34 protein-coding genes and 2 pseudogenes are annotated in these 26,149 nt (G+C 34.4%); 3 read left to right on the top strand and 33 right to left on the bottom strand.

The annotated features are described in order from the left end of the window. Positions 1-55 precede the first annotated feature (55 nt). Positions 56-250: pseudogene (locus HT586_RS01935) on the top strand (hypothetical protein); the annotation flags it as partial. A gap of 58 nt (positions 251-308) precedes the next feature. On the opposite strand, the gene HT586_RS01930 reads toward HT586_RS01935, so the two are convergent. From HT586_RS01930 to HT586_RS01915, 4 genes and pseudogenes are all read right to left on the bottom strand, one after another. After that, a complete protein-coding gene (locus HT586_RS01930; RefSeq protein ID WP_203546112.1) occupies positions 309-902 on the bottom strand; it encodes an NAD(P)H-dependent oxidoreductase in 594 nt (197 codons plus the stop codon). A gap of 128 nt (positions 903-1,030) precedes the next feature. Further along, entirely contained in the window at positions 1,031-2,242 is a 1,212-nt protein-coding gene (locus HT586_RS01925) for an NADH:flavin oxidoreductase/NADH oxidase family protein (RefSeq protein WP_133423718.1), read from the bottom strand. 112 nt (positions 2,243-2,354) lie between these two features. Continuing rightward, positions 2,355-2,666 carry a thioredoxin family protein gene (locus HT586_RS01920; protein WP_096077448.1) on the bottom strand — a complete coding sequence of 104 codons (312 nt, stop codon included), beginning with the start codon at positions 2,664-2,666 and terminating at the stop codon, positions 2,355-2,357. 97 nt (positions 2,667-2,763) lie between these two features. Continuing rightward, positions 2,764-3,375, bottom strand: a pseudogene (locus tag HT586_RS01915) (FMN-binding negative transcriptional regulator). 416 nt (positions 3,376-3,791) lie between these two features. Between HT586_RS01915 and fdhF the strand changes: the two are divergent. Together fdhF and HT586_RS01900 are read left to right on the top strand one after the other, a co-directional pair. Next, the gene (gene fdhF / locus HT586_RS01905) at positions 3,792-6,761 is read left to right on the top strand and encodes a formate dehydrogenase subunit alpha (RefSeq protein ID WP_203546110.1); all 2,970 of its coding nucleotides are present in this window, start codon (positions 3,792-3,794) and stop codon (positions 6,759-6,761) included. Next, positions 6,761-7,450 carry a helical membrane plugin domain-containing protein gene (locus tag HT586_RS01900; protein ID WP_203546109.1) on the top strand — a complete coding sequence of 230 codons (690 nt, stop codon included), beginning with the start codon at positions 6,761-6,763 and terminating at the stop codon, positions 7,448-7,450. The genes fdhF and HT586_RS01900 overlap by 1 nt, the downstream gene beginning before the upstream one ends. 104 nt (positions 7,451-7,554) lie before the next feature. Here the strand turns inward: HT586_RS01900 and HT586_RS01895 are convergent, their stop codons facing one another. From HT586_RS01895 to rpsH, 29 genes are all read right to left on the bottom strand, one after another. Beyond that, positions 7,555-7,905 carry a DoxX family protein gene (locus tag HT586_RS01895; protein ID WP_203546108.1) on the bottom strand — a complete coding sequence of 117 codons (351 nt, stop codon included), beginning with the start codon at positions 7,903-7,905 and terminating at the stop codon, positions 7,555-7,557. Positions 7,906-8,022: 117 nt separating this feature from the next. Continuing rightward, positions 8,023-8,211 carry a CsbD family protein gene (locus HT586_RS01890; protein WP_096077453.1) on the bottom strand — a complete coding sequence of 63 codons (189 nt, stop codon included), beginning with the start codon at positions 8,209-8,211 and terminating at the stop codon, positions 8,023-8,025. Between the two features lie 161 nt (positions 8,212-8,372). Next, a complete protein-coding gene (locus HT586_RS01885; protein ID WP_203546107.1) occupies positions 8,373-9,443 on the bottom strand; it encodes an LPXTG cell wall anchor domain-containing protein in 1,071 nt (356 codons plus the stop codon). A gap of 573 nt (positions 9,444-10,016) precedes the next feature. After that, positions 10,017-10,235, bottom strand: coding sequence for a Rid family hydrolase (locus HT586_RS12575; protein WP_407943982.1), 219 nt, complete (start codon positions 10,233-10,235; stop codon positions 10,017-10,019). Between the two features lie 32 nt (positions 10,236-10,267). Then, positions 10,268-10,810, bottom strand: a complete 543-nt coding sequence (locus tag HT586_RS01875; RefSeq protein ID WP_133354408.1) for a GNAT family N-acetyltransferase — start codon at positions 10,808-10,810, stop codon at positions 10,268-10,270. Between the two features lie 630 nt (positions 10,811-11,440). Then, a complete protein-coding gene (locus HT586_RS01870; protein ID WP_101152909.1) occupies positions 11,441-12,286 on the bottom strand; it encodes an AraC family transcriptional regulator in 846 nt (281 codons plus the stop codon). A gap of 25 nt (positions 12,287-12,311) precedes the next feature. Further along, positions 12,312-12,752, bottom strand: coding sequence for a hypothetical protein (locus HT586_RS01865; protein WP_076687969.1), 441 nt, complete (start codon positions 12,750-12,752; stop codon positions 12,312-12,314). After that, entirely contained in the window at positions 12,749-13,678 is a 930-nt protein-coding gene (locus HT586_RS01860; RefSeq protein WP_203546106.1) for a hypothetical protein, read from the bottom strand. The genes HT586_RS01865 and HT586_RS01860 overlap by 4 nt, the downstream gene beginning before the upstream one ends. 386 nt (positions 13,679-14,064) lie before the next feature. Further along, a complete protein-coding gene (gene rpsI / locus HT586_RS01855) occupies positions 14,065-14,457 on the bottom strand; it encodes a 30S ribosomal protein S9 (protein ID WP_096077475.1) in 393 nt (130 codons plus the stop codon). Between the two features lie 19 nt (positions 14,458-14,476). Then, positions 14,477-14,914, bottom strand: a complete 438-nt coding sequence (gene rplM, locus HT586_RS01850; protein ID WP_096077476.1) for a 50S ribosomal protein L13 — start codon at positions 14,912-14,914, stop codon at positions 14,477-14,479. A 197-nt stretch (positions 14,915-15,111) separates the two neighbouring features. Then, entirely contained in the window at positions 15,112-15,930 is an 819-nt protein-coding gene (gene truA, locus HT586_RS01845; protein WP_203546105.1) for a tRNA pseudouridine(38-40) synthase TruA, read from the bottom strand. Next, entirely contained in the window at positions 15,931-16,734 is an 804-nt protein-coding gene (locus HT586_RS01840) for an energy-coupling factor transporter transmembrane component T family protein (protein WP_096077478.1), read from the bottom strand. After that, positions 16,727-17,581 carry an energy-coupling factor transporter ATPase gene (locus tag HT586_RS01835; protein WP_203546104.1) on the bottom strand — a complete coding sequence of 285 codons (855 nt, stop codon included), beginning with the start codon at positions 17,579-17,581 and terminating at the stop codon, positions 16,727-16,729. The genes HT586_RS01840 and HT586_RS01835 overlap by 8 nt, the downstream gene beginning before the upstream one ends. After that, positions 17,578-18,378, bottom strand: coding sequence for an energy-coupling factor transporter ATPase (locus HT586_RS01830; RefSeq protein ID WP_188018038.1), 801 nt, complete (start codon positions 18,376-18,378; stop codon positions 17,578-17,580). The genes HT586_RS01835 and HT586_RS01830 overlap by 4 nt, the downstream gene beginning before the upstream one ends. Before the next feature lie 347 nt (positions 18,379-18,725). Beyond that, positions 18,726-19,094, bottom strand: a complete 369-nt coding sequence (rplQ, locus tag HT586_RS01825; RefSeq protein WP_096077481.1) for a 50S ribosomal protein L17 — start codon at positions 19,092-19,094, stop codon at positions 18,726-18,728. Positions 19,095-19,113: 19 nt separating this feature from the next. Then, complete coding sequence (locus HT586_RS01820) at positions 19,114-20,058, bottom strand: DNA-directed RNA polymerase subunit alpha (RefSeq protein WP_099578971.1); 945 nt, start codon at positions 20,056-20,058, stop codon at positions 19,114-19,116. 83 nt (positions 20,059-20,141) lie between these two features. After that, positions 20,142-20,531: a 30S ribosomal protein S11 gene (gene rpsK / locus HT586_RS01815; protein WP_096077483.1), complete on the bottom strand. Its 390-nt coding sequence runs from the start codon at positions 20,529-20,531 to the stop codon at positions 20,142-20,144. 20 nt (positions 20,532-20,551) lie between these two features. Continuing rightward, positions 20,552-20,917, bottom strand: a complete 366-nt coding sequence (gene rpsM, locus HT586_RS01810; RefSeq protein ID WP_096077484.1) for a 30S ribosomal protein S13 — start codon at positions 20,915-20,917, stop codon at positions 20,552-20,554. A gap of 22 nt (positions 20,918-20,939) precedes the next feature. After that, the gene (rpmJ, locus tag HT586_RS01805; RefSeq protein ID WP_003156543.1) at positions 20,940-21,053 is read right to left on the bottom strand and encodes a 50S ribosomal protein L36; all 114 of its coding nucleotides are present in this window, start codon (positions 21,051-21,053) and stop codon (positions 20,940-20,942) included. A gap of 35 nt (positions 21,054-21,088) precedes the next feature. Further along, complete coding sequence (infA, locus tag HT586_RS01800; RefSeq protein ID WP_001118443.1) at positions 21,089-21,307, bottom strand: translation initiation factor IF-1; 219 nt, start codon at positions 21,305-21,307, stop codon at positions 21,089-21,091. 20 nt (positions 21,308-21,327) lie between these two features. Further along, positions 21,328-21,609 (bottom strand): KOW domain-containing RNA-binding protein, encoded by a 282-nt coding sequence (locus HT586_RS01795; RefSeq protein WP_096077485.1) that lies wholly within the window; start codon positions 21,607-21,609, stop codon positions 21,328-21,330. A 51-nt stretch (positions 21,610-21,660) separates the two neighbouring features. Next, positions 21,661-22,308, bottom strand: coding sequence for an adenylate kinase (locus tag HT586_RS01790; RefSeq protein WP_096077486.1), 648 nt, complete (start codon positions 22,306-22,308; stop codon positions 21,661-21,663). Between the two features lie 17 nt (positions 22,309-22,325). Next, positions 22,326-23,615 carry a preprotein translocase subunit SecY gene (gene secY, locus HT586_RS01785; protein ID WP_188018037.1) on the bottom strand — a complete coding sequence of 430 codons (1,290 nt, stop codon included), beginning with the start codon at positions 23,613-23,615 and terminating at the stop codon, positions 22,326-22,328. After that, on the bottom strand, positions 23,615-24,055 hold the full coding sequence (gene rplO / locus HT586_RS01780; RefSeq protein ID WP_096077488.1) for a 50S ribosomal protein L15: 441 nt from the start codon (positions 24,053-24,055) through the stop codon (positions 23,615-23,617). The genes secY and rplO overlap by 1 nt, the downstream gene beginning before the upstream one ends. 29 nt (positions 24,056-24,084) lie before the next feature. After that, positions 24,085-24,264 (bottom strand): 50S ribosomal protein L30, encoded by a 180-nt coding sequence (rpmD, locus tag HT586_RS01775; protein ID WP_096077489.1) that lies wholly within the window; start codon positions 24,262-24,264, stop codon positions 24,085-24,087. Positions 24,265-24,278: 14 nt separating this feature from the next. Beyond that, positions 24,279-24,776: a 30S ribosomal protein S5 gene (rpsE, locus tag HT586_RS01770; protein WP_012656122.1), complete on the bottom strand. Its 498-nt coding sequence runs from the start codon at positions 24,774-24,776 to the stop codon at positions 24,279-24,281. Positions 24,777-24,794: 18 nt separating this feature from the next. Beyond that, entirely contained in the window at positions 24,795-25,157 is a 363-nt protein-coding gene (gene rplR / locus HT586_RS01765; RefSeq protein ID WP_096077490.1) for a 50S ribosomal protein L18, read from the bottom strand. Between the two features lie 27 nt (positions 25,158-25,184). Continuing rightward, complete coding sequence (gene rplF / locus HT586_RS01760; protein ID WP_203546103.1) at positions 25,185-25,721, bottom strand: 50S ribosomal protein L6; 537 nt, start codon at positions 25,719-25,721, stop codon at positions 25,185-25,187. A gap of 28 nt (positions 25,722-25,749) precedes the next feature. Beyond that, complete coding sequence (gene rpsH, locus HT586_RS01755; protein WP_096077492.1) at positions 25,750-26,148, bottom strand: 30S ribosomal protein S8; 399 nt, start codon at positions 26,146-26,148, stop codon at positions 25,750-25,752. Between the last annotated feature and the right edge of the window lies 1 nt (position 26,149).

Raw genomic sequence — 26,149 nt, 5'->3', positions numbered from 1 at the left:
TTTTTCAAATAAAAAGTCATTATTCTTTTTAAGAGCGTTGCATTGTTTTTCACACGCAACAGATGGATTCTCAATCGTACCTGACGCCTCTCATGATGGTGTTAAAGACTTTGTAGAACTTGTTGTTCCTATATTGCAAGAACGCGGATTATTCCATACAGAATATGAAGGTGAAACATTACGTGAGAATCTAGGTGTTTCTTATGAGTATGGATTGAATCACTTGAAAAGTATAAAGAGTAAGTGCTGATAAATATCAATTACCAGCACTTACTCTTTATTTTACTTATTTAAGTTACTCTCACAAATTACTTTTTTATAAATTCAATATATTGCTTCTTACCTTCTATCAATTCACTCTCAGTCGCATGATTGACCGTACCGTACTGCGTAAAGTGTCCAATATAATTTGCTCCAACATAATGGAACGTTGATTCAAATGGTGTAAGCAATTCATTTAATGTAAACTTATTGAATCCTTCTGCAGTGTAATCCGATTCCGGACTACCTACAGTGATAGCTAACCCAAATAACTTACCATTTAGTTTTGTGCCTTCAGGTCCATATGCATAATTAAATAAGAACACTTCATCAAAATATTGTTTTAATAATGGTGGGCTGCTGTACCAATAGAAAGGAAATTGAAAGATTACTTTATCGTACTTTAGCAACCGCTGTTGTTCTTCAAAAACATCCAGCTTTGAATCCGGATATAATTCGTAAAGATCCACGACATCAATATCCGCTTCAATTAAAGCTTCTTTCCACATACGATTAACAATTGATTTATGCATTTCTGGATGAGTGATAATTACAAGGTTTCCTTTATGCTCATGAATCTCATCATAAATTGGATCATCTTTTAAGATTTCGATGTTCTGAATTCGTTCTAGTAAAGTCATGAATATCACTCCTTTTCTTAAGTTTACTATAAATTGATTTGCTTAATTAATTAAATACTCATTTATAGATAGGAAGAGAAGTTCATTAAATAATAAATTCCGAGATGCAAAAACATCCCGGATGATTATTATCTTCTTCTTTTCGTGAATGCTCTTGCACCATGTGTTTTAGCAAGGTCAAATAATGGACTCCATGCATTTGTGTGTACAACCGGCATTTGATCATTCCCAAGTTTTCTAATCTGTTGTTCATAATATGCAATGCCGATAAATCCGCCTAACATTTTATCCAATGCTTTTACTTTAGTCGTCAGTCTCGGAATGGTCATATCTTCATACGTTCCATTCTGAAGTTGATTTGGTAATTCAGGGTTTAATACGAGTGGTCGCGCAATGCCGATCATCGCTACTTTGGTATTTGTAATCGCATCAATCATACTTTCTTGTTTGCGGAACCCTCCGATAACTGAGATTGGCACATCTACTATCTCACTGATTTGTTTTGCATAATCTAAAAAGTATACTTCACCATCACCCATCATTTCAGGTTTCTCATAATCTCCACCTGAAATTTCAATATGATCAATACCTAATTCAGCCATTTTCTTAATGACTGCAATTGAATCATCTAACGAGAATCCTTTATCATTGAAGTCTGTTGAATTGATCTTCAGGCTGATCGGGAAATCTTCGCCTAACGCTGCTCTCATTCCTGTATAAATATCAATTAAGAATTGCATACGTTTCTCTAATGTTCCGCCATATTCATCAAAGCGACGATTGTCTCTTGAAGATAAGAACTGACTTACTAAATAACCGTGTGCACCATGTATTTGAACACCAGTAAATCCTGCTTGCTTCGCTACTGCTGCTGCTGTAACAAAGCGTTCAATCGTCTCTTTAATTTCATTGATTGTCATTTCACGAGGTGGATTAAATGCACTACCTGCATCTCCTCCAATCGGGATCGCACTTGGCGCGATTGGCTGCTTTGATACGGATTTAGGGCTTTGTTTACCTGGATGATTGATTTGCATCCAAATATGACTACCATTGCGTTTACCAGCGTCTGCCCAACGTGTTAATATATCTAAATCTCTATCATCTTCAATTACGACGTTGCCAGGCTCACCAAGATAGCGTCTATCTACCATAACGTTTCCTGTAAGTGACATCCCTATGCCACCATCAGCCCAATGTTTATAAGCATTAACTAGCGCTTCAGTTGGACGATGTGTTTTGTCACCCATCCCTTCGCTCATCGCACCTTTATATAATCTATTTTTTATCGTTACATCATTGTTTAATACAAGTGGTTCGAATAATTTGTCTACTGACATGTATTTCACTCCTAATATTATTTTATATAATTACTTTTTTATCATCAATTATCGATATTATTATTTTATTAATGTCGACTTTAATATCTTTACTATATATTATTTGACGTTATTACAAATCATTCAACTGACTTAGACGGTGCTCCAATGCTTCAAAGTCTATAATACGTGCTTGTCTATGAAATTCTCTACCTTGTGCGTTTAATATAATGACCGGTGCAGTAAATAGAGACAACTGTCCTGCCGCTTCCGGGATTTCATTGACTAAAATCTTTGCGCTCGGTAAATCATAATTTTCCAACAATCGCTCTACTTTCGGAAGGTCTGCGTGACAAACGCTACATCCTACACTCATTACGTATAATACAAACTTCTCTTGATTCATTTTATCTACCAGTGTGTCATAATCTTTAATGTGTTCCATTACCATACCTCCAAAGTGGTATCATCATACTACGTTTTATTTTTTTATTCATTTTATTTGCTTATTTTATAATCAATAACCTGTATTTATTTATCCTTTATATCGTTCTTATCTTCTCCATCTCATCAGCTAAGCGGTTATCATCCTGATTATCACTATCACGTAAATTCAAGACGATATTTTTATAATCTTTGTCACTTCTATTCTGACTTAGTTTATATTTAAGACTCGCTTCACGAACCTTTACTTTATATCCGATAACACCTTTTGCTTGTTTTAATACATCTTCACTTAATGTATCGAACGTTCTTGCATTTTCACCTGTTTCATATTGATCAGTCAAACGTTTTAAGTCCTTGATCAGCTCATCTTGATCGAGTACAGCACATTCCCCTTTTAGCTGCGCTGCCTGATAATTCCATGTTGATACCTCTTCTTGTTCATACCAAGAAGACGATACATAACCATGTGCACCGGTAAATTGAATCAGTACATTATCATTGTTTGTAAGCGTTTTATTTTGTGGATTCGGTCTTGCTAAATGAAATTACAACACAATTTCATCATCAACTACATCAACCAATACTGGTACTTGGGATGCGTAAGGTACATCATTATGTGATGATATAACTGTTGCAAATGGATTTCTAAGTACGAAAGTAATCAAAGCATTGAAATCTTCTACTTTTAATAATTTTGGTAAAAACATAAGAACATCCCCTAACAACTATTATTTATTTAATAGACTACCATTCTTTAATGTTCCCTTCATCTCTTAAAGCGTTTAATCGATTTGTTACATCTACGTTTATTACGTTTGATTCTTGTTTCATTACTTGCACACTATCTTTCTCACTATTTATGTAAAAACTTAAAATACAAAACGAAACTCACGATTTAGATGATCGTATGGATCATTGTATATACCGTATATTTTAATATTCATGTTATTTAATTTGAAAGTGATTACAATAAAAATTATTTGTCATAAAATATTCTTCAGAAGTATTATTAAATTTTACGTATTTTCTTTAAACATTATTTTGAATATTTATCAATTAGTCGTATAATTAAATTGGGCACAAATATTGTTTTAGAAACTTAAATATGAAAAGGGGTTTTTATATGACAGAAGCAACATCTCAAATGGTCAGCATTATTTTAAATGGCAAACCAATGGATGTCCCTACTCAAGTAAGTATTTTAGATTACTTGCGTTATAAAGGTATTGATGTACCAGCACTTTGTTATCATCCAGATTTAGGTGCCATTGAAACTTGTGATGCTTGTATCGTTGAAGTTAATGGGGAACTCGTTCGTGCATGTAGTACTGAATTAAAAGACGGAGACGTTGTTAGAACAGGCTCAAGCGATGCATTTGAGGCACAAATGATCGCTATGGATAGAATATTAGCAAATCATGAACTTTACTGTACTGTTTGTGATTTTAATAATGGTAATTGTACAGTACATAATACAGTTAAAAACTTAAAGATTGATCATCAGGCAACTGCGCAGTCACCAAAAGGTGCTCCAAAGAATGTTGGTAAATTCTATCGCTATGATCCAGATCAATGTATTCTTTGTGGTCGCTGTGTTCAAGCTTGTCAGAATGTACAGGTAAACGAAACATTAATGATTGACTGGGAATTAGAACGTCCTCGTGTTATTTGGGATGGCAATACTGATCTAAATATCGATGATTCTTCATGTGTAAACTGTGGTCACTGTTCAACAGTATGTCCATGTAATGCAATGATGGAAGTTGGTATGGACGGTGAAGCAGGGTTCTTAACAGGTATGCTTAAAGATGCATTCCGCCCAGCAGTAGAAGTTACAAAAGCTGTTGAAACTGGTTATACTCCGTTAATGGCAATTTCTGATGTTGAAGCAGAAATGCGTAAAGATAGAATTAAAAAGACTAAAACAGTATGTACATACTGTGGTGTTGGATGTTCATTTGAAGTATGGACAAAAGACCGCGAAATCTTAAAAGTTGAACCATCGCCAGAAAGTCCAGCAAACCAAATTTCAACATGTGTTAAAGGTAAATTTGGTTGGGATTTCGTAAATTCTGGTGAACGTTTAACGAAGCCGTTAATTCGTGAAGCTGATGGTTTTAGAGAAGCAACCTGGGAAGAAGCATTGAACTTAATCTCAAGTAAATTTAAAGAAACAATCGATACACGTGGACCAGAAAGGTTAGCGTTTATCACATCATCAAAATGTACAAATGAAGAATCTTACTTAATGCAAAAATTAGCACGTCAAGTAATAGGAACAAATAACGTCGATAACTGTTCACGCTATTGCCAATCACCTGCAACGATGGGATTATGGAGAACAGTAGGTCACGGTGGTGACTCAGGTTCAATTACTGATATCGGAAGCGCTGGATTAATCATCGGTTTAGGTACAAACACAGCTGAAGCACATCCAGTTATCGCAACACGTGTGAAGAGTGCACAAAAATTACGTGGTGCAAAATTATTAGTTGCAGATATTCGTAAACACGAACTTGCTGAACGTGCTGATATGTTTGTTCGTCCTAACCCAGGAAGTGACTTAGTATGGCTAAATGCTGTTACAAAATATATCATCGATAACAACTGGCAAGATCAGGAGTTTATCGATAAACACGTAAATAATTACGAAGCTTTAGTAGAAGGATTACAAAAATATACAATTGAATATGCTGCAAAACATACAGGTATGAGTGAAGCAGAAATCATCAAGATTGCTGAAATGATTCACGAAGCAAAATCAACTGTAGTTATGTGGGCGATGGGTGTTACGCAACAACGTGGAGGTAGTGATACTTCTACTGCAATCTCTAATATGTTACTTGTTACTGGTAACTACATGAAACCAGGTGCAGGATCATACCCATTACGTGGTCACAATAACGTTCAAGGCGCATCAGATATGGGTAGTATGCCAACGCATTTACCTGGTTACCAAAAAATTTCAGACAAAGCAGTACTTGATAAGTTCGGCAAAGCATGGGGCGTAGAAATGAATCCTAATGTTGGTCAAAACAACCATCAAATGGTTGATGCAATGCATGCCGATGAATTAGATGTGTTATACCTTAAAGGTGAAGATATGGGTATCGTTGATTCTAATATCAACTATGTACGTGAAGGATTTGAGAAATTGAAATTCTTCGTTGTTCAAGATATCTTCTTCTCTAAAACTGCAGAATATGCAGATGTTATCTTACCTGCATCTCCAAGTTTTGAGAAAGAAGGTACATTCTCAAATACAGAACGTCGTATCCAACGTCTATATCAAGTAATGGAACCTTTAGAAGGTACGAAACCAGACTGGAGAATCATCCAGGAAATCGCACAACACTTAGGTGCTGATTGGCACTACAGTCATCCAGGCGAAATCATGGATGAAATCGCATCACTTACACCGATTTATTCTGGTGTATCATACGATAGACTTGAAGGCTTTAACAGTTTACAATGGCCAGTTCATGAAGATGGTACAGATTCACCATTATTATTTACAGATGGCTTCCCATTTGAAGATAAGAAAGCTAACTTCTTCCCTGTTGACTGGACTGAACCAACTGAATATGCTGAAGAATATGATATCCATGTTAATAACGGACGTATACTTGAGCACTTCCATGAAGGTAATATGACTTATCAAGTTAAAGGTCTTGCAATGGAGACACCTGAAGCTTTCTTAGAAGTATCTCAAGAATTAGCAGACGAAAAAGGACTTCATACTGGTAACTTAGTAAGACTTCAATCACCTTACGGTAAAGTTGATGTTCGCGTATTAATTACTGACCGTGTATTCGGTAAAGAAGTATACTTACCAATGAACGATAATGGTGATGCAGCAATTAACCTATTATCTAGTTCAATTGCAGATAAAGATACATCAACACCAGCATATAAAGAGACAAAAGCTAAATTAATCATCTTAGATAATAGTAGAAAATCACCATTACCAGAAAACAACTTCCGCTTCGGTAAACGTGTACCTCAAATGGGCGTAAATGTTCAAGGTAAATGGAATAGAACTGATTACGTATTCCCTGGAGATATCGTTAAATCAAGAAGAGGTGATAAATAATGGCGCAACCTACTAGAGTAGTTAAACCGATGGAAGTAGATGTTGAAGCAGTACGTGCAAAAGAATTACGTGAACTAGAAGATCAGTTAATTCAACATAAAGATACACTCCATAAATTATTTAGATTGCTAGAGCAACTTGATGATCATGAAGCGTTAAATGCAGCAAATGCTGCATTAGCGCAAAGTGATTCTATCCTGACACGTATACTAAAAGCCGTTAATGAAACTGAGACAGACCAGGCTATTAGAAATGCACTATTACTTGTGCAAGGATTAGGAAAATTCAACTTTAGTGATATCGAACCGATGATTTTAAAGTTTAATAAAGGTTTAAAACTTTCAACAGAGTATAACCAAAGTAAACCATTAGGTTGGCTAGGATTACTTAATGTATTAACAAATAAAGACTTTATTGAAGGATCTATCGTATTAACGAAATTTGTTAAAGGATTCGGTACGTCATTTGATCAATTGAAGAAAGAACAAGGTGTCGTTGATCCTGTGCATACTAATGTAGGAGAAGTTAAAGATGTGCATCATGTTGAGTTACCAAGTAAAGTAGCGAAAGATGACGTAAAGCAACAATCTATCTCACACAAAGAAACTTCTCAATCAAATGCTAAGTTTTACGGGATTGTAGCAGGTGCTGCAGCATTAGGTGTTAGTGCTTTATTGATGAGAAAATAGTATCAATAATAACATATAGAAAACAACAAAACCACACGTCTTCAAAAGAAGACGTGTGGTTTTGTTGTTTATTTATTTGATTTAAATAGAAAGATTAAATTAAACTATTTCTCATCTTTGAAACTCGCAAGTAACGATGCAGTATTCAATGCTAAAATATTCCTTGCATTCTTCGTAGCATCATAGCTTTGACCAGCTTTTAAGTGCGAATAGATGGCACCTAACATTACGCCACCAACAAGCAATGAACCAGCCTGATTAAATTTCTTATTAAAAATAGATAAAGCTAGTAGTGCCGCACCAGTCGCTTCAACGCCACCGATTAATTTCATAAATTCTTTAGAGTAACCAAACTCTTCAAACATTTTAACTAAGTTTTCATCTTCCTGAAGCTTACCCTTACCTGCGTTAAACATTTCTTTAGAAATAAATAAGTTATTAATGTAATTTAACATAGTATCTGCTCCCTTATTATTAATAGTTTATTAGTACTATAACCTTAAAAATAACTTTAAAAACATTAGATTTAAATGAAAAACGTATGGTCATACGCCCCATACGTTTCAGTAAAACTAATTTTTATTGTTTTTTAAATCATCAATCTTATCTTTAATATTATCCGAAACATTTTCAACAGTTTCTTTCACTTTACCTAATGCTTTGTTTTCTTTACCTTCATTTTCTAATGCTTTGTTTCCCGTAAAATTACCCACATTTTCTTGTACATTGCCTTTAATTTGATCGAATTTACCTTCTGACATTTATATCTCTCCTTTTGCCTTATTTATTTACTCATCTATATTATAATACTTCCTAGTTATTATATCCAATAATATACATTTTAGTCTTAAATTATAATAATAGTTGTACAATAGCATAATTTAACAGTGATGTGCCATTTGATTATAAAAGCATTATAAAATTATTTTTTGCGTTTTCTTGAGAAAAGGAAACTAATCATAGCTATAGCTAACAGTAAAATAGCAACTGAAACTAAAGTAGTATTACGTCGTTCCCCTGAATCAGGTAAACTAGATTGATGCTCCGAACTACTTGTACTCATTTGTTTAACTGGTGCGGTTGTTTGAGTTGCAGGTTCCGCTTCAATATTGTCTACAAAATTATCAGCAAAACCACTTGTTAAATCAGACGATTCTTCTGACTTCAATTTTGCATTGAGTTGCTCTAATTTATCAGCTTTTTCTTTAAGATCATTTTTTAGGATATCTAGTGATTGCATGTTAAAAGAATCATCACTTATCTTATTATGGCTCTTTAAATTTTGAAGTCTTTCAATCAAAGCTCTATTTCTTTCTGATAATGTAGAAATATCAAACCCACTATTTAATAGATGATTAAAATTAAAATCATGCTGATGTAATTTTAAATAAGATTTTAACGTATTATTTAAAATATCAATCACTTTTCTTTCATATTGTAAATCAGTAATCACTTTTTGCTCAAGCTTATCCAATAATCCTTGAAGTGCTTGGTTGTCAGCATCAGTAAACCACTTATCTTTAATCGTTACATCAGGTAAACTTGGTATATTGATCACAATTTTATCTTTAGTGTTTTCAACTCTTTGCACTTTGTTATCAATATCCTCTACTTTAGAATCAATTCGATTCTTAACGTCCTGCTTCACTTTTTCATATTCAGCTTTATCCTGTTTTACCGTCTCAATCACTTGATCTGCTTTGTCCTTAATTTCCTGATGCTGTTTCTCTATATGCTCATGTTTCTCCTTCAGAACATTTATATCTTCTTTTGCATTATTGATGACTTCACGATTTTGTTTTATATCCGTTTTAGTACGCTCAATCTCTTGTCTTACCGATTGTCTCTTTGTATCAAGTTCAGTATGCAGTTGACTAGCATCATTTTGTAATTTCTCCGAGATAGTACTCGCATCCGCTATTGAGTACGGAACAGCAATCGAAAAGATTAAACAAGCTGCAATAATTGTTTTTGTCAGTTTATACTTTTTCATATAATTTATCTCCTAATATATCTTAATATAATAAATTCAGTTTAATTATTGTAACATACTTTTCAGTATTTTTCTTCCATAAAGTCATTTTACATTTAAATCAATTGATATTTTTCGGCCAAAAACACAGCTAAAATCAATTAAATACAAATTTAATCGCCATTTAAATGATTGATTTTTATATTATTTATAAATAACAATTGCTATATCAATCTATATTCTCTTTTCTTAATCGTTCTTAATTATTATATCTAAATAACAAAAAAGACCTGCTGTTTAATATTTTATTAATTACAAATATATAGAGTCTTGGATGACACTTAACTAAAATTTATTATTCGATTAGAAAATGAATAAACCACACTCATAAAAGTGTGGTTTACGTTATTCTTTATACATTAATGCGTATCATCCTTATGGTGTATTCTCAATCGGCTTTAATTTTGTTAATTTAAAATACTTATTAAAAACTTCGGTCAGCACCGCCACCGCCAAGTGGAGTGCCAACTCCAAACTGAGGTGCAGATGTATCTAATATTCTTATCTTCACTGCCAGTAATTTCTCCATACGTATTAACTTATCACTTTCAAGGTCAGGATACATCGGATCTTTTCGTGTCTCATTAATTCAATTTCAATTTTTAATTCCGGCATCGCAAGAGCTGGCACATAAACAAATGTCATTGACGGATTATTCTTACTAAATATTAAATTCCATTTAGAATTGAAATAGTCCCAATTTAATTTTTCAGTAGCATAAATATTTACTTTTAAAACGTTGGATGGATTAATACCCTCATTTACTAGAATTTGTTGAATATTATTTAGGCATTTTTTTCATAAGCTCTTTGTTCTTCTTTTAAAATTCCAAATACATAACTACTCGTCCATTCACCCTTATTCCAGTAATCTTTTATGAAATGAGCTTCTTTTCTCATACCTACTTTTAAGCATAATTTCTTAGAAGCTATATTTCTATCGTCACAGACTGCCTGAATTCTATGCACCTCATAGTTATTAAATATATATTCAAGCATTACTAATAGCGTTTCAGTTGCATATCCTTTTCCACTAAATTCATTTGAAAAACTAAATCCAACTTCAATCGTTTGTTTCATTCCTGTGTACCATGCATGAAATACACCAATTACTTTATCATTAAAAGAAACAGCTAAGTTTACAGCACAATCATTATCTAAATCACTTTTCATAAGTAAATTTGTGAAATTCTCTTCTTTATTGGATATATTCCAAGCATCATGTAACAAATATTTACATGTTTCTTCATTTTCATAAATTTGATAAACATCATCTATGTCACTTGCTTTAAAATTTCTAATTACTAATCTTTCAGCTTTAATATACATATTATCACCATCCCTTTAAAATTTAAAAAAAGTACAGACTTATCCCTTGTTTAAAATTTTAAAAGAAAATAGCAATGTTAAATCCATATCCAATTCCCAATGATTTAATTGATCTTTTTTTCATATGGATTTCCTCCTATATATATTTATATAATTATAGCATTGTTAACTTTATGAATAAATATCATCTTTAAAAAATAGAATTAGAGATAATAATAACTATAAAGATTTCAAAAAACCTCTAGCTTTTAACGTGCTAAAAATATGTAATTGTCAACCAAGGGTAACATCTATGCAAAAACCATATAAAAAAGCACCTCTCGAATATTTTCGAGAAGTGCTGTAAACGTTGATTCAATTGAACACAAATTGCTGACGCAATTTGCGTACCAAATCTGTAAGCGAACAAGTTCGCAACAGCTTTGGCAATATTAACGTTTTGAGGACTGTGGTGAACGACGAGCGCCTTTAAGACCTGGCTTCTTACGTTCAAAAAACTTTAGGATTTCGTACAGTTGTATAGACTATCGTAAGCATTGATATTAAAGGATTCCTGATTTTTTTGATTGCATAGAATAGCGCCAAATATCACTCAGGGGTAACTAAATAAACTGCTGGCCGGTGGTTATTTCAATTTTCTTTTTCAACTGGAATCCAAAGTTCCATACTATAATTTTCTTTTTTCATATCTCCTTCAAAATATACTTCTAAATCTGGTTTGCCAGAATGACGGTATCCTTCTTCAGGAAAGAAAACTTCCATTGCGTATTTCCAGCCTTCTTGTATACATTCTGGAACTTTGCCTTTTAATTTAATAATAGCATATTCTGTTTCTTCAATTTCCATAAAATCTAAATTCATTTTTTTATCAATCTCACTCTTTCTAATATCATATGAAGCCATATAATTTAATTTATTCGCTTCATTTGTTATCAAGCATACTCCATATGATTTTCCATTACCAAAATGAGATAATTCTTTATGACTATATCTTTTATATAGCTCTAACCATGCATTTGAACATTGTTCAGCATCAATATTTTCTAAAAGAACGCCACAAACATAAATTGATTTTTTTCTTTGGATAGTAACCTCCATGTCTTTACCACCTCTAACACTGAGGGATAATTGTATAGGTGATATGACTTTATAAGCTAAACCTCTTCTAACGTCACTCGGTGTAACACCATGAAATAATTTAAACGCATGAGTGAAAGCATCAGAAGATTCATAACCATATTTTATGGCTACATCAATTATTTTTATATCTGAACTCCTTATTTCTATTGCAGCTTTAGACAATTTTCTTAATCGCATATATTCAGATAAAGTCATATTCGTTAAAATTGAAAATAATCTACTGAACATTGCATACGAATAAGTTGATAATCGAGTAATTTCAGCTTCATCAATTTCATCATCAAGAACATTTTCAATATAACGAATGGTATCGTTAAATGATTTAATGATTACCATAAACAATCTCCTTGCTTTATCTATTTTATTGCTTAACTGGTACCATTATATCAAGAATATTTCTAGCTTTATACTGTTCAATGAAGGGTAATGACCAATCAATTTGTTGATCATAGTTACTTATAAGCAAATTATATGCAGGACCTATTTTCTCATAAAGTTCAGGAGGCTCATAATTTAAACGTAATCTCATAAAAGTACCTCCTTCAAACATAAAAGTTTCAAATCCAAATGTATCTCCATTATCTTCTTCTTTAACAATCGAACACATTCGATATTTGTTTTTTTCATCATAATCTAAACCTAAAAGCTTACGCCCTGTAAGAGATGGAAATTTCGCTTCAAATTCCGGCCAACCTTTCTGCTGATCTTCTATGCTATTGTCAATCTCTGAATAAATTAAATGAAGCTTATCTATTTGAACTTTCTGTACATTACCTAATTCTGTTTTTAATATTTCATTCATAGTTTTTCCTCCTCGTAATTAATACATAACTGTTTAAACTTATTATCTAAAATTGATATTTCTTTTAAAGTATTTGATAATTTCTTGAACTCTTTATTCACACTTTCAATATGTGCTTTACTAAAATTGATTGCTATCTTTTCTTTAATCAATGCCTTCTCTTTATCAAATTTTCTTAAAAAATTACTTATATAAAGATTTCTAACAGATGCCAATCTAAAACTAAAGTATTTATGGATTTCTTCTTGCATTTCATTTAGACCATTTTGAAATATTGCTTCTGCATAATTTTCTATTACATTTTCTTCACTATGCATATATCTAGTTTTGATAATACTTATTACCGAATTATATATCTTTCTATCACAAGGTTCTGATACTTTTTTTAAGTTGCCCCACATTGAAAAAGATCCACGTTTATATTCAATATTTTTAGCTTCCCAAGATTTAATAAACTCTTTAAGAGGCACTTTCATAAATGGAAATCCTGCCGGATCATGTAAATAGATATTACTTTCTACAAATTTCGTTATACATACAAAGTGATCGACACCTAATAAATTACTATGATTTGGATTATATTTTAAATACCCCATATCTATTGGCCCAGCAATTACACTTCCATTTTCCAAATATTTATTGAGTTTTTGTATTACTTCATCCAAAACAAAATTCTCAATATCTTCTAAATAATACTCCTTATAACCATATCCCAAAATATCTAAAGTATTAGAAATTGATTTATCCGGTAATCCATTATCAAAGTATACCAATGGATGTTGCAAGTCATCATTTACTAAAGTCGCTCCATTTCCCATAGACATAATAGCTTCAATGTACTCAATAGTGTATTCATATCCATATGATTCCAATAACATCAACAAAGAATTACTATAACACAATGATGCATCGCCAAAATATTTCATACCATCCCTCCATATATACATCATATAAAATAATAGAAAAATATTATCTATTATATTTGTACAGAAATTATAGGAAGGAAGTTAATTTAATATTCAATAAGTATATACACATTCAAAAAATTTGTAATATGTATAAATCCCAGAAAAAAATCAGGTCATTTCATATAGTTTCAAACAGTTTCATATCATTAATTTTTAAGCAGGCTTCACACAAAATAGTTCCCCTAGGGGTAACTAAAAGGTGATTGAAAACATCAATAAATCCACAAAAAAGCACTCTTTGGAATAACCCAAAGAGTGCTTTAAACATTTCAATTGAACACAAACTGTCTGCGCCAGTTTGCGTACTGTACTTGTAAGCAAACAAGTTTGCAACAATTCCAGTATTAACGTTTTGAGAACTGTGGTGAACGACGAGCGCCTTTAAGACCTGGTTTTTTACGTTCTTTCATACGTGGGTCACGTGTTAACATGCCTGCGCGTTTTAATGATCCACGGTACTCAGGATCTGCTTCTAATAATGCACGAGAAATACCATGACGGATTGCTTGTGCTTGTCCAGTTAAACCGCCACCTTTAACGTTTACTAAAACGTCATAGTTACCTTTAGTTTCAGTAATATCGAATGGTTGGTTTAAGTCTAAGATTAATGATTCGAATGGTAAGTAGTCACGTACGTCACGGTTATTGATTGTGATGTTTCCTTCTCCAGGAATTAAACGAACACGTGCTACTGAATGTTTACGACGGCCTGTGCCTTTATATTCAACTTGTGCCAATGTATTGTCCTCCTCTTAATTAACCACGTAACTCGTAGTTTTCAGGTTGTTGTGCTGCATGTGGATGCTCTGCTCCAGCATAAACATGTAATTTTTTGAACATTTTGTCGCCTAAAGAACCTTTTGGTAACATACCTTTAATTGATGTTTCCATTAAACGAACTGGGTTTTTCTCACGTAATTCACCAGCTGAGATTGATTTAATTCCACCTGGGTGTAATGAGTGACGGTAGTAAATTTTGTCTTCTGCTTTGTTACCTGATAAATAGATTTTTTCAGCGTTAATTAAGATAACGTGATCTCCACAATCTACGTGTGGTGTGAATGTTGGTTTATGTTTACCGCGTAAGATTGATGCAACTTCTGATGAAAGGCGACCCATAGTCTTACCTTCAGCATCAATTACGTACCATTTGCGGTCAATGTTTGCTTCGTTTGCCATGAATGTTTGACGCATTATATTTTCCTCCTAAAATAAAAAAAATTCCCTCTGAATCCTGCTTATATATCTGTAACACAATAAGTTTCCGGGGCTTATTGTCGTGGTTGATATTAAACAATACCGTTGTCTATCTTATAACATTTTAAGGGTGTTTGTCAATCTTATTCCCAAATTCTTTTTATTTATTTTTATTACTATTCGTTATAACGGATTTAAGATTGTTGTATTAATTGTCTACGCGTTGGTTTAAGTGTAATGGTTGACCCTTTCGGTATATCTTGTGCGAGTTCTTCCGGTGACAGATAGATCTTTTCTAAATATAATCCTGCAGCTGGCGCTGTCTTTCCTGCTTTCGTTCTATCACTGGCTGCAATGATCTCGGGTATTTCTGAGCCTTGTCTTTTCCCTCGTCCTACATCCATTAAGAAATGCACCATAATACGGACCATGTTATAAAGAAAGCCGCTTCCAATGACGAAGAATTCATAACCTGTATCAGTTTCTATCACTTCAAATTTATACATCGTGCGTTCTTTATTCTCGATTTCTGTCTTTGCTGAACAAAACGATGTAAAGTCATGTGTGCCAACGAAGAATTGTGCCGCTTCATTCATCTTACGCGTATCTAATCTTTCAGTAATATGCGTTTCAATGCCCCTTTTCAACACATCTCTATGAGGAGCTTTATATACTTTATAGCGATACGCTTTTCCTACACAGTCATAACGCGAATGAAAATCTGCATTAATCTTTGTTACTTCATTGATATATATATCATCTGGTAATGCAGAATTAAAGGCATGTTGCCATTTATTTGTCGGTAGTGACAATGGTGTATCGAAATGGGCGTACTGCATCAATGCATGTACACCCTTATCTGTTCGAGATGACGGATGAATTCTGATAAAATCTTTATGCATGCGTTTTAATATACGTTCTAATTCATACTGCACGGTGCGTCCTTCATTTTGAATTTGAAATCCCTGAAAGTCTGCACCGTTATATGAGAGTTGTAACAATATGCGTTCCATTTATGTGATGCTCCTTAATATGAATATAATAATACCAATCGGTATAATTGAAAGTATCGCCATTGTATCTTTCAACTGCCATTTAAGCTGTCGATATTTTGTGCGACCAGTGTCTCCTTTATATCCTCTCACTTCCATGGCAATCGCTAAATCATCTGCGCGTTTAAATGCTGATACAAATAACGGAATAAGCAATGGTCCAATTGCTTTGAAGCGTTGCAATGCGTTCCCACTCGATAAATCACTACCTCGAGACATTTGTGCTTTCATTACTTTCTGCGTTTCATCCATCAATGTTGGAATAAAACGAAGAGCGATAGACATCATTAGCGCAAGTTCATGTACAGGTAACTTTATTTTCTTGAATGGATTTAATATTGATTCAATTGCATCAGTCAAAGCGATTGGACTTGTCGTCAGCGTCATCACTGTCGATAAGAAGATAATAATAATAAAGCGAAATGAAATCATTATTCCCATCAATACACCATCCAATTGAATATTAAATATTCCAAAGTCAAATAATGTTCTGCCGCCTTTCGTCAAAAAGACATGCATTAAGAATGTGAAAATGATTAAAAAGAGAATAGGTTTAATGCCATTGAAAACAAACATAAACTTAAGATTGGATAACTTAATAATGAAAAATACCAATAGAAAACCAAACAGATAACCATACCAGTGATCCATAAAGAATACGAGTATCGTCATAACAAATACAAAGATCAACTTCGCTCTCGGATCTAACGAATGTACGAAAGATTCAATTGGGACAAATCTACCAAGAATCATTTTATCAAGCATGGCTTTCCCTCCATTCTTGGTACATTGCATTAAACGCTTCAATCGAAAGCGCAGTGTATGGCAATTTAATATTATATTTTGTTTCAAACTTTCTTTGTAACTGTGTAATTTCAGGTGGATGAATATCAAAGTGTGTTAAATCTTTACTGAATATTTCTTGGGGTGTGCCTTGATTTACTACCTTCCCTTGATGCATCACATATAAATAATCAGCACGGGCTGCCTGGTCCATTTGATGTGTAACTAATATAACAGTGATCCCTAATTCTTGCTGCAGCTGATGAAACAAAGACATAATTTCTTGTTGTCCTCTCGGATCAAGCCCTGCTGTTGGTTCATCAACGATTAGTACATCAGGTTTCATCGCAAGTACACCCATTATTGCAACACGTCGCATTTGCCCTCCAGAGAGCTCAAACGGGCTTTTATGAAGTATAGATTCATCCATACCAAATAAATTAAATAGTTCACGTGCGCGTGCCTCAGCATCTTTTTCAGCTATGCCATAGTTCATAGGACCAAACATTATATCTTTTAGCACAGTTTCTTCAAATAATTGCTGCTCTGCAAACTGAAAGACCATCCCGACTTTTTTACGGATAGGTTTAAGATGTTTATTCTTCGTTTTATGACTAATAACTTGTCCATCAATATCGATGTTACCTTCTGTCGGTTTAATCAATGCATTTAAATGCTGAATCACAGTAGATTTACCTGATCCAGTATGTCCGATAATCGCATAAAATTTATTCTCGATAAAGGTCATATTAATGTCTGTTAAAGCACGAACTTCAAAAGGAGTGTCTTTAGAATAATGAAAACCAACGTCGTTTAATTGTATCTTCATAGTTTCTTAAGCAACTCCTCTGTTGTTATAAATTCATCCTGATTAAATAATAGTCGATTTACTTTCATTTCAAATGGCAAATCAAGTCCTATAGAGATTAATTCATCTGCATTTTTATATATCGTTTCCGGTGTGCCGGACATCACAACACTGCCTTTGTTCATTACAAAGATGCGATCACTGTCCAGCGTTTCTTCCAGATGATGCGTAATATGTATAATTGTAAGCTGATGTGTTTGTTGTACACGCTTTATTATTCTTAATATTTCAGCACGTCCTTCAGGGTCCAGCATTGACGTCGCTTCGTCTAAAATGATGACTTCAGGTTGCAGCGCCAATACGCTTGCTATCGCTACACGCTGCTTCTGACCACCAGATAAATGGTGCGGTTCATGTCTTCTCATATGTGACATTTCAACGGCCTCTAATGCCTGATTTACACGTACATGCATTTCATCATGAGGAACACCATAATTTTCTAATCCGAAGGCAATGTCATCTTCAACTGTTGCACCAACAAATTGGTTATCTGGATTTTGAAATACTATGCCTAACTGTTCATGTACAGATTGGATTGTATCTTCTCTGAGTTTGATTTTATTAATTGTAATGTCACCTTTTTGGATAGGTTCAATACCACTAATCAGTTTAAGTAAAGTCGACTTACCTGAACCGTTATGACCGACGATGCAAATCCATTCGCCTTTATTAATCGTTAAAGAAAGATCGTCAATTGCGGGAATACTCTGACCATCATAAGTATATGATAAATTATTTATTGTAATGATCGGTTCCATACAATCACCTTTCGCTTTCTCATTTGGATTATTGAATATTAGGAATATGTAGTTTACTTTCTTCTGGTAAATAGTATACAAATTATATTTCATGTTCTGTTAATTATTTATACCATAAATCATTAACACAAAACAAAATGTCTGTATATAAATAAAAAACCCGGAATTCCGGATTTAATAATGAAAAAAGCGCGCACTCCGCCTAGAGGTCACGCAAAACGTTATTCTATTATGGCGAAGTACTCTGAGCTAGACAATATCTGTGTGTGGCAAACATTATCGTTGCACTCATTTGCTTATGTGTGTATGTGTAAGATAAGTGATCCCTAAATCCATGATGATTATTATTATACTAATTCGATGATAACCATTTCTGAACCGTCTCCACGACGTGGTCCAACTTTCATAATTCTAGTATATCCACCTTGACGCTCTGTGTAACGAGGAGCAATGTCAGAGAATAATTTTTGAATTGCGAATTGTGTAGTTTCATCTTCGTTTAAAATTTCAACACGACGTAAAACTTCAGCTGCTTGACGGCGAGCATGTAAGTCTCCACGTTTACCTAAAGTAATTAATTTTTCTACGATTTTACGTAATTCTTTCGCGCGTGCTTCAGTCGTTTCGATTCGCTCGTTAACGATTAAAGAAGTTGCTAAATCGCGTAACATAGCTTTACGTTGATCTGATGTACGACCTAATTTTCTGTAACCCATGAATCGTAACCTCCTTTAACTAGTCTTCTTTTCTTAATCCGAGACCTAAGTCTTCTAATTTAAATTTAACTTCTTCTAAAGACTTGCGTCCTAAGTTACGAACTTTCATCATATCAGCTTCTGATTTGTCGGCTAATTCCTGAACAGAATTAATACCTGCACGTTTCAGACAGTTATAAGAACGAACTGATAAATCAAGTTCTTCAATCGACATTTCAAGTACTTTTTCTTTGTGATCTTCTTCTTTTTCAATCATGATTTCAGCATTTTGTGCTTCATCAGTTAAGTCAACGAAGATGTTTAAATGTTCTGTCATAATCTTAGCACCTAAAGAAATTGCTTCTTGTGGTGTTAATGATCCGTCAGTCCATACATCTAAAGTTAATTTGTCAAAGTTAGTACTTTGTCCAACACGTGTATTTTCTACTGTGTAGTTTACACGCTCAACTGGTGTGTAGATTGAATCAACTGGAATTACTCCAATTGGTAAATCACTTGTGTTATTATCTTCAGCTAAAGTGTAACCACGTCCTGCATTTGCAACCAAACGCATTTTTAAGTGTCCACCTTTAGATACTGTTGCAATTTTTAAATCAGGATTTAAAATTTCAACATCACTGTCATGCATAATATCTTTCGCAGTAACAACGCCTTCATCTTTCACATCAATTTCAAGCGTTTTATCTTCATCAGAGTAGATTTTAAGCGCAAGCTTTTTGATGTTCATGATCATTGTTGTAACATCTTCCACTACATTCTCAACAGCTGAGAATTCATGTAAGACACCTTCGATTTCAATATTCTTAACAGCCGCACCTGGTAATGAAGATAATAGGATACGACGTAAGGAGTTTCCTAATGTTGTACCATAACCACGTTCTAACGGTTCAACTACGAATTTACCGAATTTAGAATCTTCACTAATTTCCACTGTCTCAATTCTAGGCTTTTCGATTTCAATCATGTAATAATCCTCCTTCAACAACGTCGAATAATTTTATTTTAGTTCTATATACTATTATAAGTGTCTTTGATACTAATTGAAAATTATACGCGACGACGTTTCGGTGGACGACAACCGTTATGTGGTACTGGTGTAACGTCTTTAATCGCTGTAATTTCTAAACCAGCTGATTGTAACGCACGAATTGCTGCTTCACGACCTTGACCAGGTCCTTTAACAGTAACTTCTACAGTTTTTAAACCATGTTCCATAGCTGCTTTAGATGCAGTTTCTGATGCCATTTGAGCTGCGAATGGTGTAGATTTACGAGAACCTCTGAAACCTAACGCACCAGCAGATGACCATGATAAAGCATTACCGAATTCATCAGTAATTGTTACGATTGTATTGTTGAATGTTGAACGGATGTGTGCAACACCAGACTCAATATTCTTTTTAACTCTACGCTTACGTGATACTTGTTTACGTGCCATTTAGCTCACTCCTTTACTTTTTATTTCTTCTTGTTAGCAACGGTCTTAACTGGACCTTTACGAGTACGTGCATTGTTTTTAGTATTTTGTCCACGTGTTGGTAATCCACGACGGTGACGAATACCTCTGTATGAAGCAATTTCCATTAAACGTTTGATGTTTAAGTTGATTTCACGACGTAAGTCACCTTCAACTTTGTATCCATCTACTTGTTCACGGATTCTGTTTAATTCATCTTCTGTTAAGTCGCGTACACGAGTACTCTCGTTAACATTAGCAGCTGCTAAGATTTTTTGAGCTGTTGTTTTTCCAATACCATAAACGTAAGTTAATGCGATAACTACGCGTTTCTCACGTGGTACGTCTACACCTGCGATACGTGCCATTTATATTGCACCTCCTGTTTTCTTATCCTTGTTTTTGTTTGTGTTTTGGATTTTCACAAATTACCATTACTTTACCTTTTCTGCGAATAACTTTACATTTTTCACAAATGGGTTTTACTGATGGTCTAACTTTCATGTTTCTTACCTCCTAATTTAATATTGGAGTTCTTATTATTTATAACGATACGTAATGCGTCCACGAGTTAAATCGTAAGGACTCATTTCAACAGTTACTTTGTCGCCAGGTAGAATACGGATGTAGTTCATACGAATTTTACCGCTAACATGCGCTAAGATCTCATGACCATTTTCTAATTCTACTTTAAACATTGCATTTGGTAAAGTATCTAATACAGTACCTTCTAATTCAATTACATCTTGTTTAGCCATTTTCAAATTCCCCCTTTTTATCAAGATTCCGAAATTCGAGCGGTATATTTTTGCAAAACGTAACGTAATTTAGCGTCTGTTACAAAACCTGCTTCAGAAATACTCGATTTAATTTCAGGTGAGTGCTCATCACTTAGTATTAAATGCGACAGGTTCTTTTTCTTTGGATATTCATAAGTCCGTTTATCTCCGTCTGCAACAAGTACAAATCGATGATCGATAATAGCAATAATGACTCCAGGTAACCCTTTATCTTTGCCACGACCACTCGTGACAATTTGACCAATACTTACTTGATTCAACTGATCACATCCACTTAAGCAACTCACCAGGAGGTGAATCTCGGTAAACGATTAAAGCTGATTTAATACCTTCTCAACTTCAGTAGTAACATCCTTAATATCTTTCGAACCATCAACATTGAAAAGCACACCTTGATTTGTATAGAAATCAAGTAATGGTTTCGTTTGTTTAATGTTTACGTCTAAACGTGTACGAACTGTTTCAGGATTATCATCTGCACGTTGATATAACTTTCCACCATCAATATCACAAATACCTTCTACTTTAGGTGGATTGAACACTAAATGATAAGTTGTCCCACAAGTTTCGCAAATACGACGTCCCGTTAAACGGTTCATCAATTCTTCTTCCTGAACATCAATGTTAATCACACCTTCAATCTTACGATCAACAGCAGCTAACATTTCATTCAGCGCTTCAGCCTGCTCAACTGTTCTTGGGAAACCATCAAGTAGGAAACCGCGTTTAGCATCTTCTTCTAACAATCTTTCACGAACGATACCAATCGTAACTTCATCCGGAACAAGTTCGCCGTTATCCATAAATGACTTTGCTTTTTGACCAAGCTCAGTATTATTTTTGATAGCTGCACGGAACATGTCTCCAGTAGAAATATGAGGAATTGGGTATTTCTTAATAATTTCACTCGCTTGAGTACCCTTACCTGCGCCAGGTAAGCCCATTAAAATGATATTCATAAAATGCCCTCCAGACATTAACGTCTTTTAAAACCTTTATATTCACGTTGACCAAGTTGAGCCTTTAACTGAGCAATTGTCTCTAATGCTACCCCGATTACGATTAATAAACTCGTTCCACCAATACGTAATGATTGAGGTAAGTTTAAGAAATCAGAAACGATTAATGGTAACACGGCGATTCCTGCTAAGAAAAGCGCTCCAACAAAAGTTAAACGATAAAGAACTTTTGTAATATAGTTTTGAGTATTTTTACCAGGACGAATTCCCGGTACGTAACTACCCTGTTTTCTTAAATTGTCAGCCATTTGTTCTGGATTAACCTGAACAAATGCATAAAAGTAAGCAAATGCAATAATTAATATTACATATACAATCATACCAATCGGCTGTGCCGGATCAGAATGTGCTGCCAAAGTTTTTGCCCAATCCGCTTTCGGGAAGAGTAATTGTAACGTCTTCGGAAGCATGAAAAACGCCATTGCAAAGATAACTGGAATAACCCCGGCAGCATTAACCTTTAAAGGTAAAAATGTTGCTTGTGGTGCTAATCTGTTACCTGTTGTACGTTTCGCGTATTGAATAGGTATTTTACGAACTGCTTGAAGTACGAATACTGCAAAAGCTGTAAGAAGTATCATACCAATAAAAATACCAATCGCTTCTAAAACTGCCATTGTTGTATCGTTCGCACCAACAAATGATTGTTGATAGTACTGAATTAACGCTGGTGGAATAGAAGATAAAATACCACCGAAGATGATAATAGAAATACCATTACCAACACCGTGTTGTGTAATTTGTTCACCTAACCACATCAAAAATGCAGTACCTGCTGTTAACACGATAGCGATAAGAATGAAGTTCCATATACTTGTATTCGTGATCAATTGACCACCTAACATGTTATTGAAACTATAACTCATACCAAAACCTTGAATGAATGCTAGAACAATTGTGAAGTAACGCGTAAATTGCGTAAGCTTTTTACGTCCAACTTCACCTTGTTTAGACCATTCTGTAAACTTGGGTACAACATCCATCTGTAGTAACTGAACTACGATTGATGCTGTAATGTATGGCATGATCCCCATTGCAAGAATAGAGAAATTCTGTAGTGCTCCCCCACCAAACGTATTCATCAAATCAGTAATACCTTTATTGGCCTGACTCTCAAACGCTGCTGGGTTGACACCTGGAACTGGAATATATGTTCCAATTTTAAAGATAATTAACATTGCGAGTGTAAAGATGATTTTGCTACGTATTTCTTTTACTTTAAAGAAACTAATAAGCGTATCAAACATTAGATCACCTCAGTTGTTCCGCCCTTACCTTCAATTGCTTCTTTCGCTGAAGCTGAAAATTTATGAGCTTTTACTGTTAACTTTGCTGTTAATTCACCATTACCAAGAATTTTAATACCTGATTTTTCATTAGATACTACACCTGATTCAATAAGTAAAGCTGGTGTTACTTCTGTACCTTCTTCAAAACGGTTTAATTGATCTAAGTTAACAATCGCGTAGTCTTTACGGTTAATGTTTGTAAATCCACGTTTTGGTAAACGACGGAATAAAGGTAATTGTCCACCTTCAAAGCCTAAACGTACTCCACCACCTGAACGTGCTTTTTGACCTTTGTGACCACGTCCACTTGTTTTACCATTACCTGAAGCCATACCGCGACCAACACGGTTACGTTCTTTACGAGCGCCTTCAACTGGTTTCATTTCATGTAATTTCATTTCGGCACCTCCTTATTCTTAAAAATATATTATGCTTCTGTTATTGTCACTAAGTGACTTACTTTGTTAATTTGCCCACGAATCGCAGGGTTGTCATCAACTTCAACTGTTTGATGCATTTTGTTAAGCCCTAAAGCTTTAACAGTTTTACGTTGTGTTTCAGGACGACCGATAATACTACGAGTGAGGGTAATTTTAATTTTAGCCATTGTTTATGCCCTCCTTAATTGTATAATTCTTCGACTGATTTACCACGTAATTTAGCAACATCTTCTGCAACTTTAAGTTCTTTTAAACCTTCAACAGTAGCACGAACCATGTTGATCGGTGTATTTGAACCTAATGATTTACTTAAGATATCAGTAATACCAGCTAATTCTAACACGGCACGGACTGGACCACCAGCGATAACTCCTGTACCAGGTGCTGCAGGTTTGATTAGTACGCTTCCTGCTCCAAATCTACCTGTAACTTCGTGAGGTGTTGTACCTTTAACACGAGGAACAGTGATTAAGTTTTTCTTAGCATCTTCGATTGCTTTTTTAATCGCTTCTGGTACTTCTTGTGCTTTACCAGTACCGAAACCAACGCGACCATTTTTATCTCCAACAACTACTAAAGCAGTGAAACGCATACGACGTCCACCCTTAACAACTTTAGATACACGGTTGATGGTAACTACGCGTTCTTCAAATTCTTTAACTTCTTTTTCACGACGCATTAAGAGTTCCTCCTTTTATTAAAATTCTAAACCGTTTTCGCGTGCTGCATCAGCTAATGCTTTTACACGTCCGTGGAATAAATATCCTCCGCGGTCGAATACAACTGCTTTAACGCCTTTTTCTACTGCTAATTTAGCAACTGCTTCACCGACTTTAGCTGCTGCTTCAACATTTGAAGTCGCTTCTAAGCCTAAACCTTTATCTTGTGTTGATGCTTGAGCTAAAGTTACACCTTTAACGTCATCAATCACTTGTGCGTAAATATGTTTGTTTGAACGATATACGTTTAAACGAGGACGCTCAGTAGTACCAGCTAATCTGCTACGTACACGAGCATGTCTTTTCATACGCACTTTGTTCTTATCGATTTTAGTGATCATGAATATTCTCCTTTCCTATTTTAGAGATTACTTACCAGTTTTACCTTCTTTACGACGAACATATTCGCCTTCGTAACGTACACCTTTACCTTTATAAGGCTCTGGAGGACGAGTAGCACGGATATTTGAAGCGATTGCTCCAACACGTTCGTTAGAAATACCTTCAACTTTTACTTTCGTATTTTTATCTACTGATAATGTAATACCATCTTCAGCTACGATTTCAATTGGGTGAGAGTATCCAACATTAAGGATTAAGTTTTTACCTTGCATTTGAGCACGGTAACCAACCCCGATTAATTCTAGGTTCTTTTCGAATCCTTTAGATACACCTTCAACCATGTTAGCGATTAAAGCACGTGTAGTTCCGTGGATTGTTTTATGAGCTTTAGAATCAGATGGACGAACTACTTCTAAAGTATTGTCTTCTAATTTATATGTCATTTCTTCATTAAATGTATTAGTTAATTCACCTTTAGGTCCTTTAACCGTTACAGTATTACCGTCGATTTTAATGTCAACCCCAGCTGGGATTTCAATAATCTTCTTACCAACACGACTCATTAGTCGGCACCTCCTTCTTTAATAATTCTTACCAGATGTAAGCTAATACTTCTCCACCGATGTTACGTTGACGCGCTTCTTTATCAGTTAATACACCTTCAGAAGTTGAAACTAATGCAATACCTAAACCATTTAATACTTTTGGTAATTCATCAGCTTTTGCGTATACACGTAAACCAGGTTTAGAGATACGTTTTAAACCAGTGATAACACGTTCGTTGTTAGAACCGTATTTTAAGAACATACGGATAACACCTTGTTTATCATCTTCAATATATTCAACACTTTTAACGAATCCTTCACGTTTAAGGATTTCAGCGATTTCTTTTTTAATGTTTGATGCAGGTAATTCTAATTTCTCGTGACGTACCATGTTTGCGTTACGTACGCGAGTTAGCATATCTGCGATTGGATCTGACATAGTCATT

Source organism: Macrococcoides bohemicum (assembly GCF_016865215.1).
In the GTDB taxonomy this organism is placed as follows: Bacteria; Bacillota; Bacilli; order Staphylococcales; family Staphylococcaceae; genus Macrococcoides; species Macrococcoides bohemicum.
Note: the sequence above shows the minus strand (reverse complement) of the source record. Positions and strands in the feature narration are given on the sequence as shown.

Excerpts from the sequence above, each read along its gene's own strand:
- HT586_RS01895 (WP_203546108.1), bottom strand. The coding sequence starts at position 7,905 with ATGTTAAATTACATTAATAACTTATTTATTTCTAAAGAAATGTTTAAC.
- HT586_RS01870 (WP_101152909.1), bottom strand. The coding sequence starts at position 12,286 with ATGGTAATCATTAAATCATTTAACGATACCATTCGTTATATTGAAAAT.
- HT586_RS01840 (WP_096077478.1), bottom strand. The coding sequence starts at position 16,734 with ATGCTTGATAAAATGATTCTTGGTAGATTTGTCCCAATTGAATCTTTC.
- HT586_RS01875 (WP_133354408.1), bottom strand. The coding sequence starts at position 10,810 with ATGTATATTAAAGCTGAAAGATTAGTAATTAGAAATTTTAAAGCAAGT.
- HT586_RS01890 (WP_096077453.1), bottom strand. The coding sequence starts at position 8,211 with ATGTCAGAAGGTAAATTCGATCAAATTAAAGGCAATGTACAAGAAAAT.
- HT586_RS01790 (WP_096077486.1), bottom strand. The coding sequence starts at position 22,308 with ATGAATATCATTTTAATGGGCTTACCTGGCGCAGGTAAGGGTACTCAA.
- rplO (WP_096077488.1), bottom strand. The coding sequence starts at position 24,055 with ATGAAATTACATGAAATGAAACCAGTTGAAGGCGCTCGTAAAGAACGT.
- HT586_RS01920 (WP_096077448.1), bottom strand. The coding sequence starts at position 2,666 with ATGGAACACATTAAAGATTATGACACACTGGTAGATAAAATGAATCAA.
- rpsE (WP_012656122.1), bottom strand. The coding sequence starts at position 24,776 with ATGCGTCGTGAAAAAGAAGTTAAAGAATTTGAAGAACGCGTAGTTACC.
- rplM (WP_096077476.1), bottom strand. The coding sequence starts at position 14,914 with ATGCGTCAAACATTCATGGCAAACGAAGCAAACATTGACCGCAAATGG.
- rplR (WP_096077490.1), bottom strand. The coding sequence starts at position 25,157 with ATGATCACTAAAATCGATAAGAACAAAGTGCGTATGAAAAGACATGCT.
- HT586_RS01900 (WP_203546109.1), top strand. The coding sequence starts at position 6,761 with ATGGCGCAACCTACTAGAGTAGTTAAACCGATGGAAGTAGATGTTGAA.
- rpsH (WP_096077492.1), bottom strand. The coding sequence starts at position 26,148 with ATGACTATGTCAGATCCAATCGCAGATATGCTAACTCGCGTACGTAAC.
- rplF (WP_203546103.1), bottom strand. The coding sequence starts at position 25,721 with ATGAGTCGTGTTGGTAAGAAGATTATTGAAATCCCAGCTGGGGTTGAC.
- HT586_RS01885 (WP_203546107.1), bottom strand. The coding sequence starts at position 9,443 with ATGAAAAAGTATAAACTGACAAAAACAATTATTGCAGCTTGTTTAATC.
- rpsK (WP_096077483.1), bottom strand. The coding sequence starts at position 20,531 with ATGGCACGTAAACAAGTATCACGTAAGCGTAGAGTTAAAAAGAATATT.
- rplQ (WP_096077481.1), bottom strand. The coding sequence starts at position 19,094 with ATGGGTTACAGAAAATTAGGTCGTACATCAGATCAACGTAAAGCTATG.
- HT586_RS01830 (WP_188018038.1), bottom strand. The coding sequence starts at position 18,378 with ATGGAACCGATCATTACAATAAATAATTTATCATATACTTATGATGGT.
- HT586_RS01835 (WP_203546104.1), bottom strand. The coding sequence starts at position 17,581 with ATGAAGATACAATTAAACGACGTTGGTTTTCATTATTCTAAAGACACT.
- HT586_RS01865 (WP_076687969.1), bottom strand. The coding sequence starts at position 12,752 with ATGAATGAAATATTAAAAACAGAATTAGGTAATGTACAGAAAGTTCAA.
- HT586_RS01820 (WP_099578971.1), bottom strand. The coding sequence starts at position 20,058 with ATGATTGAAATCGAAAAGCCTAGAATTGAGACAGTGGAAATTAGTGAA.
- HT586_RS01925 (WP_133423718.1), bottom strand. The coding sequence starts at position 2,242 with ATGTCAGTAGACAAATTATTCGAACCACTTGTATTAAACAATGATGTA.
- truA (WP_203546105.1), bottom strand. The coding sequence starts at position 15,930 with ATGGAACGCATATTGTTACAACTCTCATATAACGGTGCAGACTTTCAG.
- infA (WP_001118443.1), bottom strand. The coding sequence starts at position 21,307 with ATGGCTAAACAAGATGTAATTGAATTAGAAGGTACTGTATTAGATACT.
- rpsM (WP_096077484.1), bottom strand. The coding sequence starts at position 20,917 with ATGGCACGTATCGCAGGTGTAGACGTACCACGTGAGAAACGCGTAGTT.
- secY (WP_188018037.1), bottom strand. The coding sequence starts at position 23,615 with ATGTTTGATACGCTTATTAGTTTCTTTAAAGTAAAAGAAATACGTAGC.
- HT586_RS01860 (WP_203546106.1), bottom strand. The coding sequence starts at position 13,678 with ATGAAATATTTTGGCGATGCATCATTGTGTTATAGTAATTCTTTGTTG.
- rpmD (WP_096077489.1), bottom strand. The coding sequence starts at position 24,264 with ATGGCTAAAATTAAAATTACCCTCACTCGTAGTATTATCGGTCGTCCT.
- rpmJ (WP_003156543.1), bottom strand. The coding sequence starts at position 21,053 with ATGAAAGTTAGACCATCAGTAAAACCCATTTGTGAAAAATGTAAAGTT.
- HT586_RS01930 (WP_203546112.1), bottom strand. The coding sequence starts at position 902 with ATGACTTTACTAGAACGAATTCAGAACATCGAAATCTTAAAAGATGAT.
- fdhF (WP_203546110.1), top strand. The coding sequence starts at position 3,792 with ATGACAGAAGCAACATCTCAAATGGTCAGCATTATTTTAAATGGCAAA.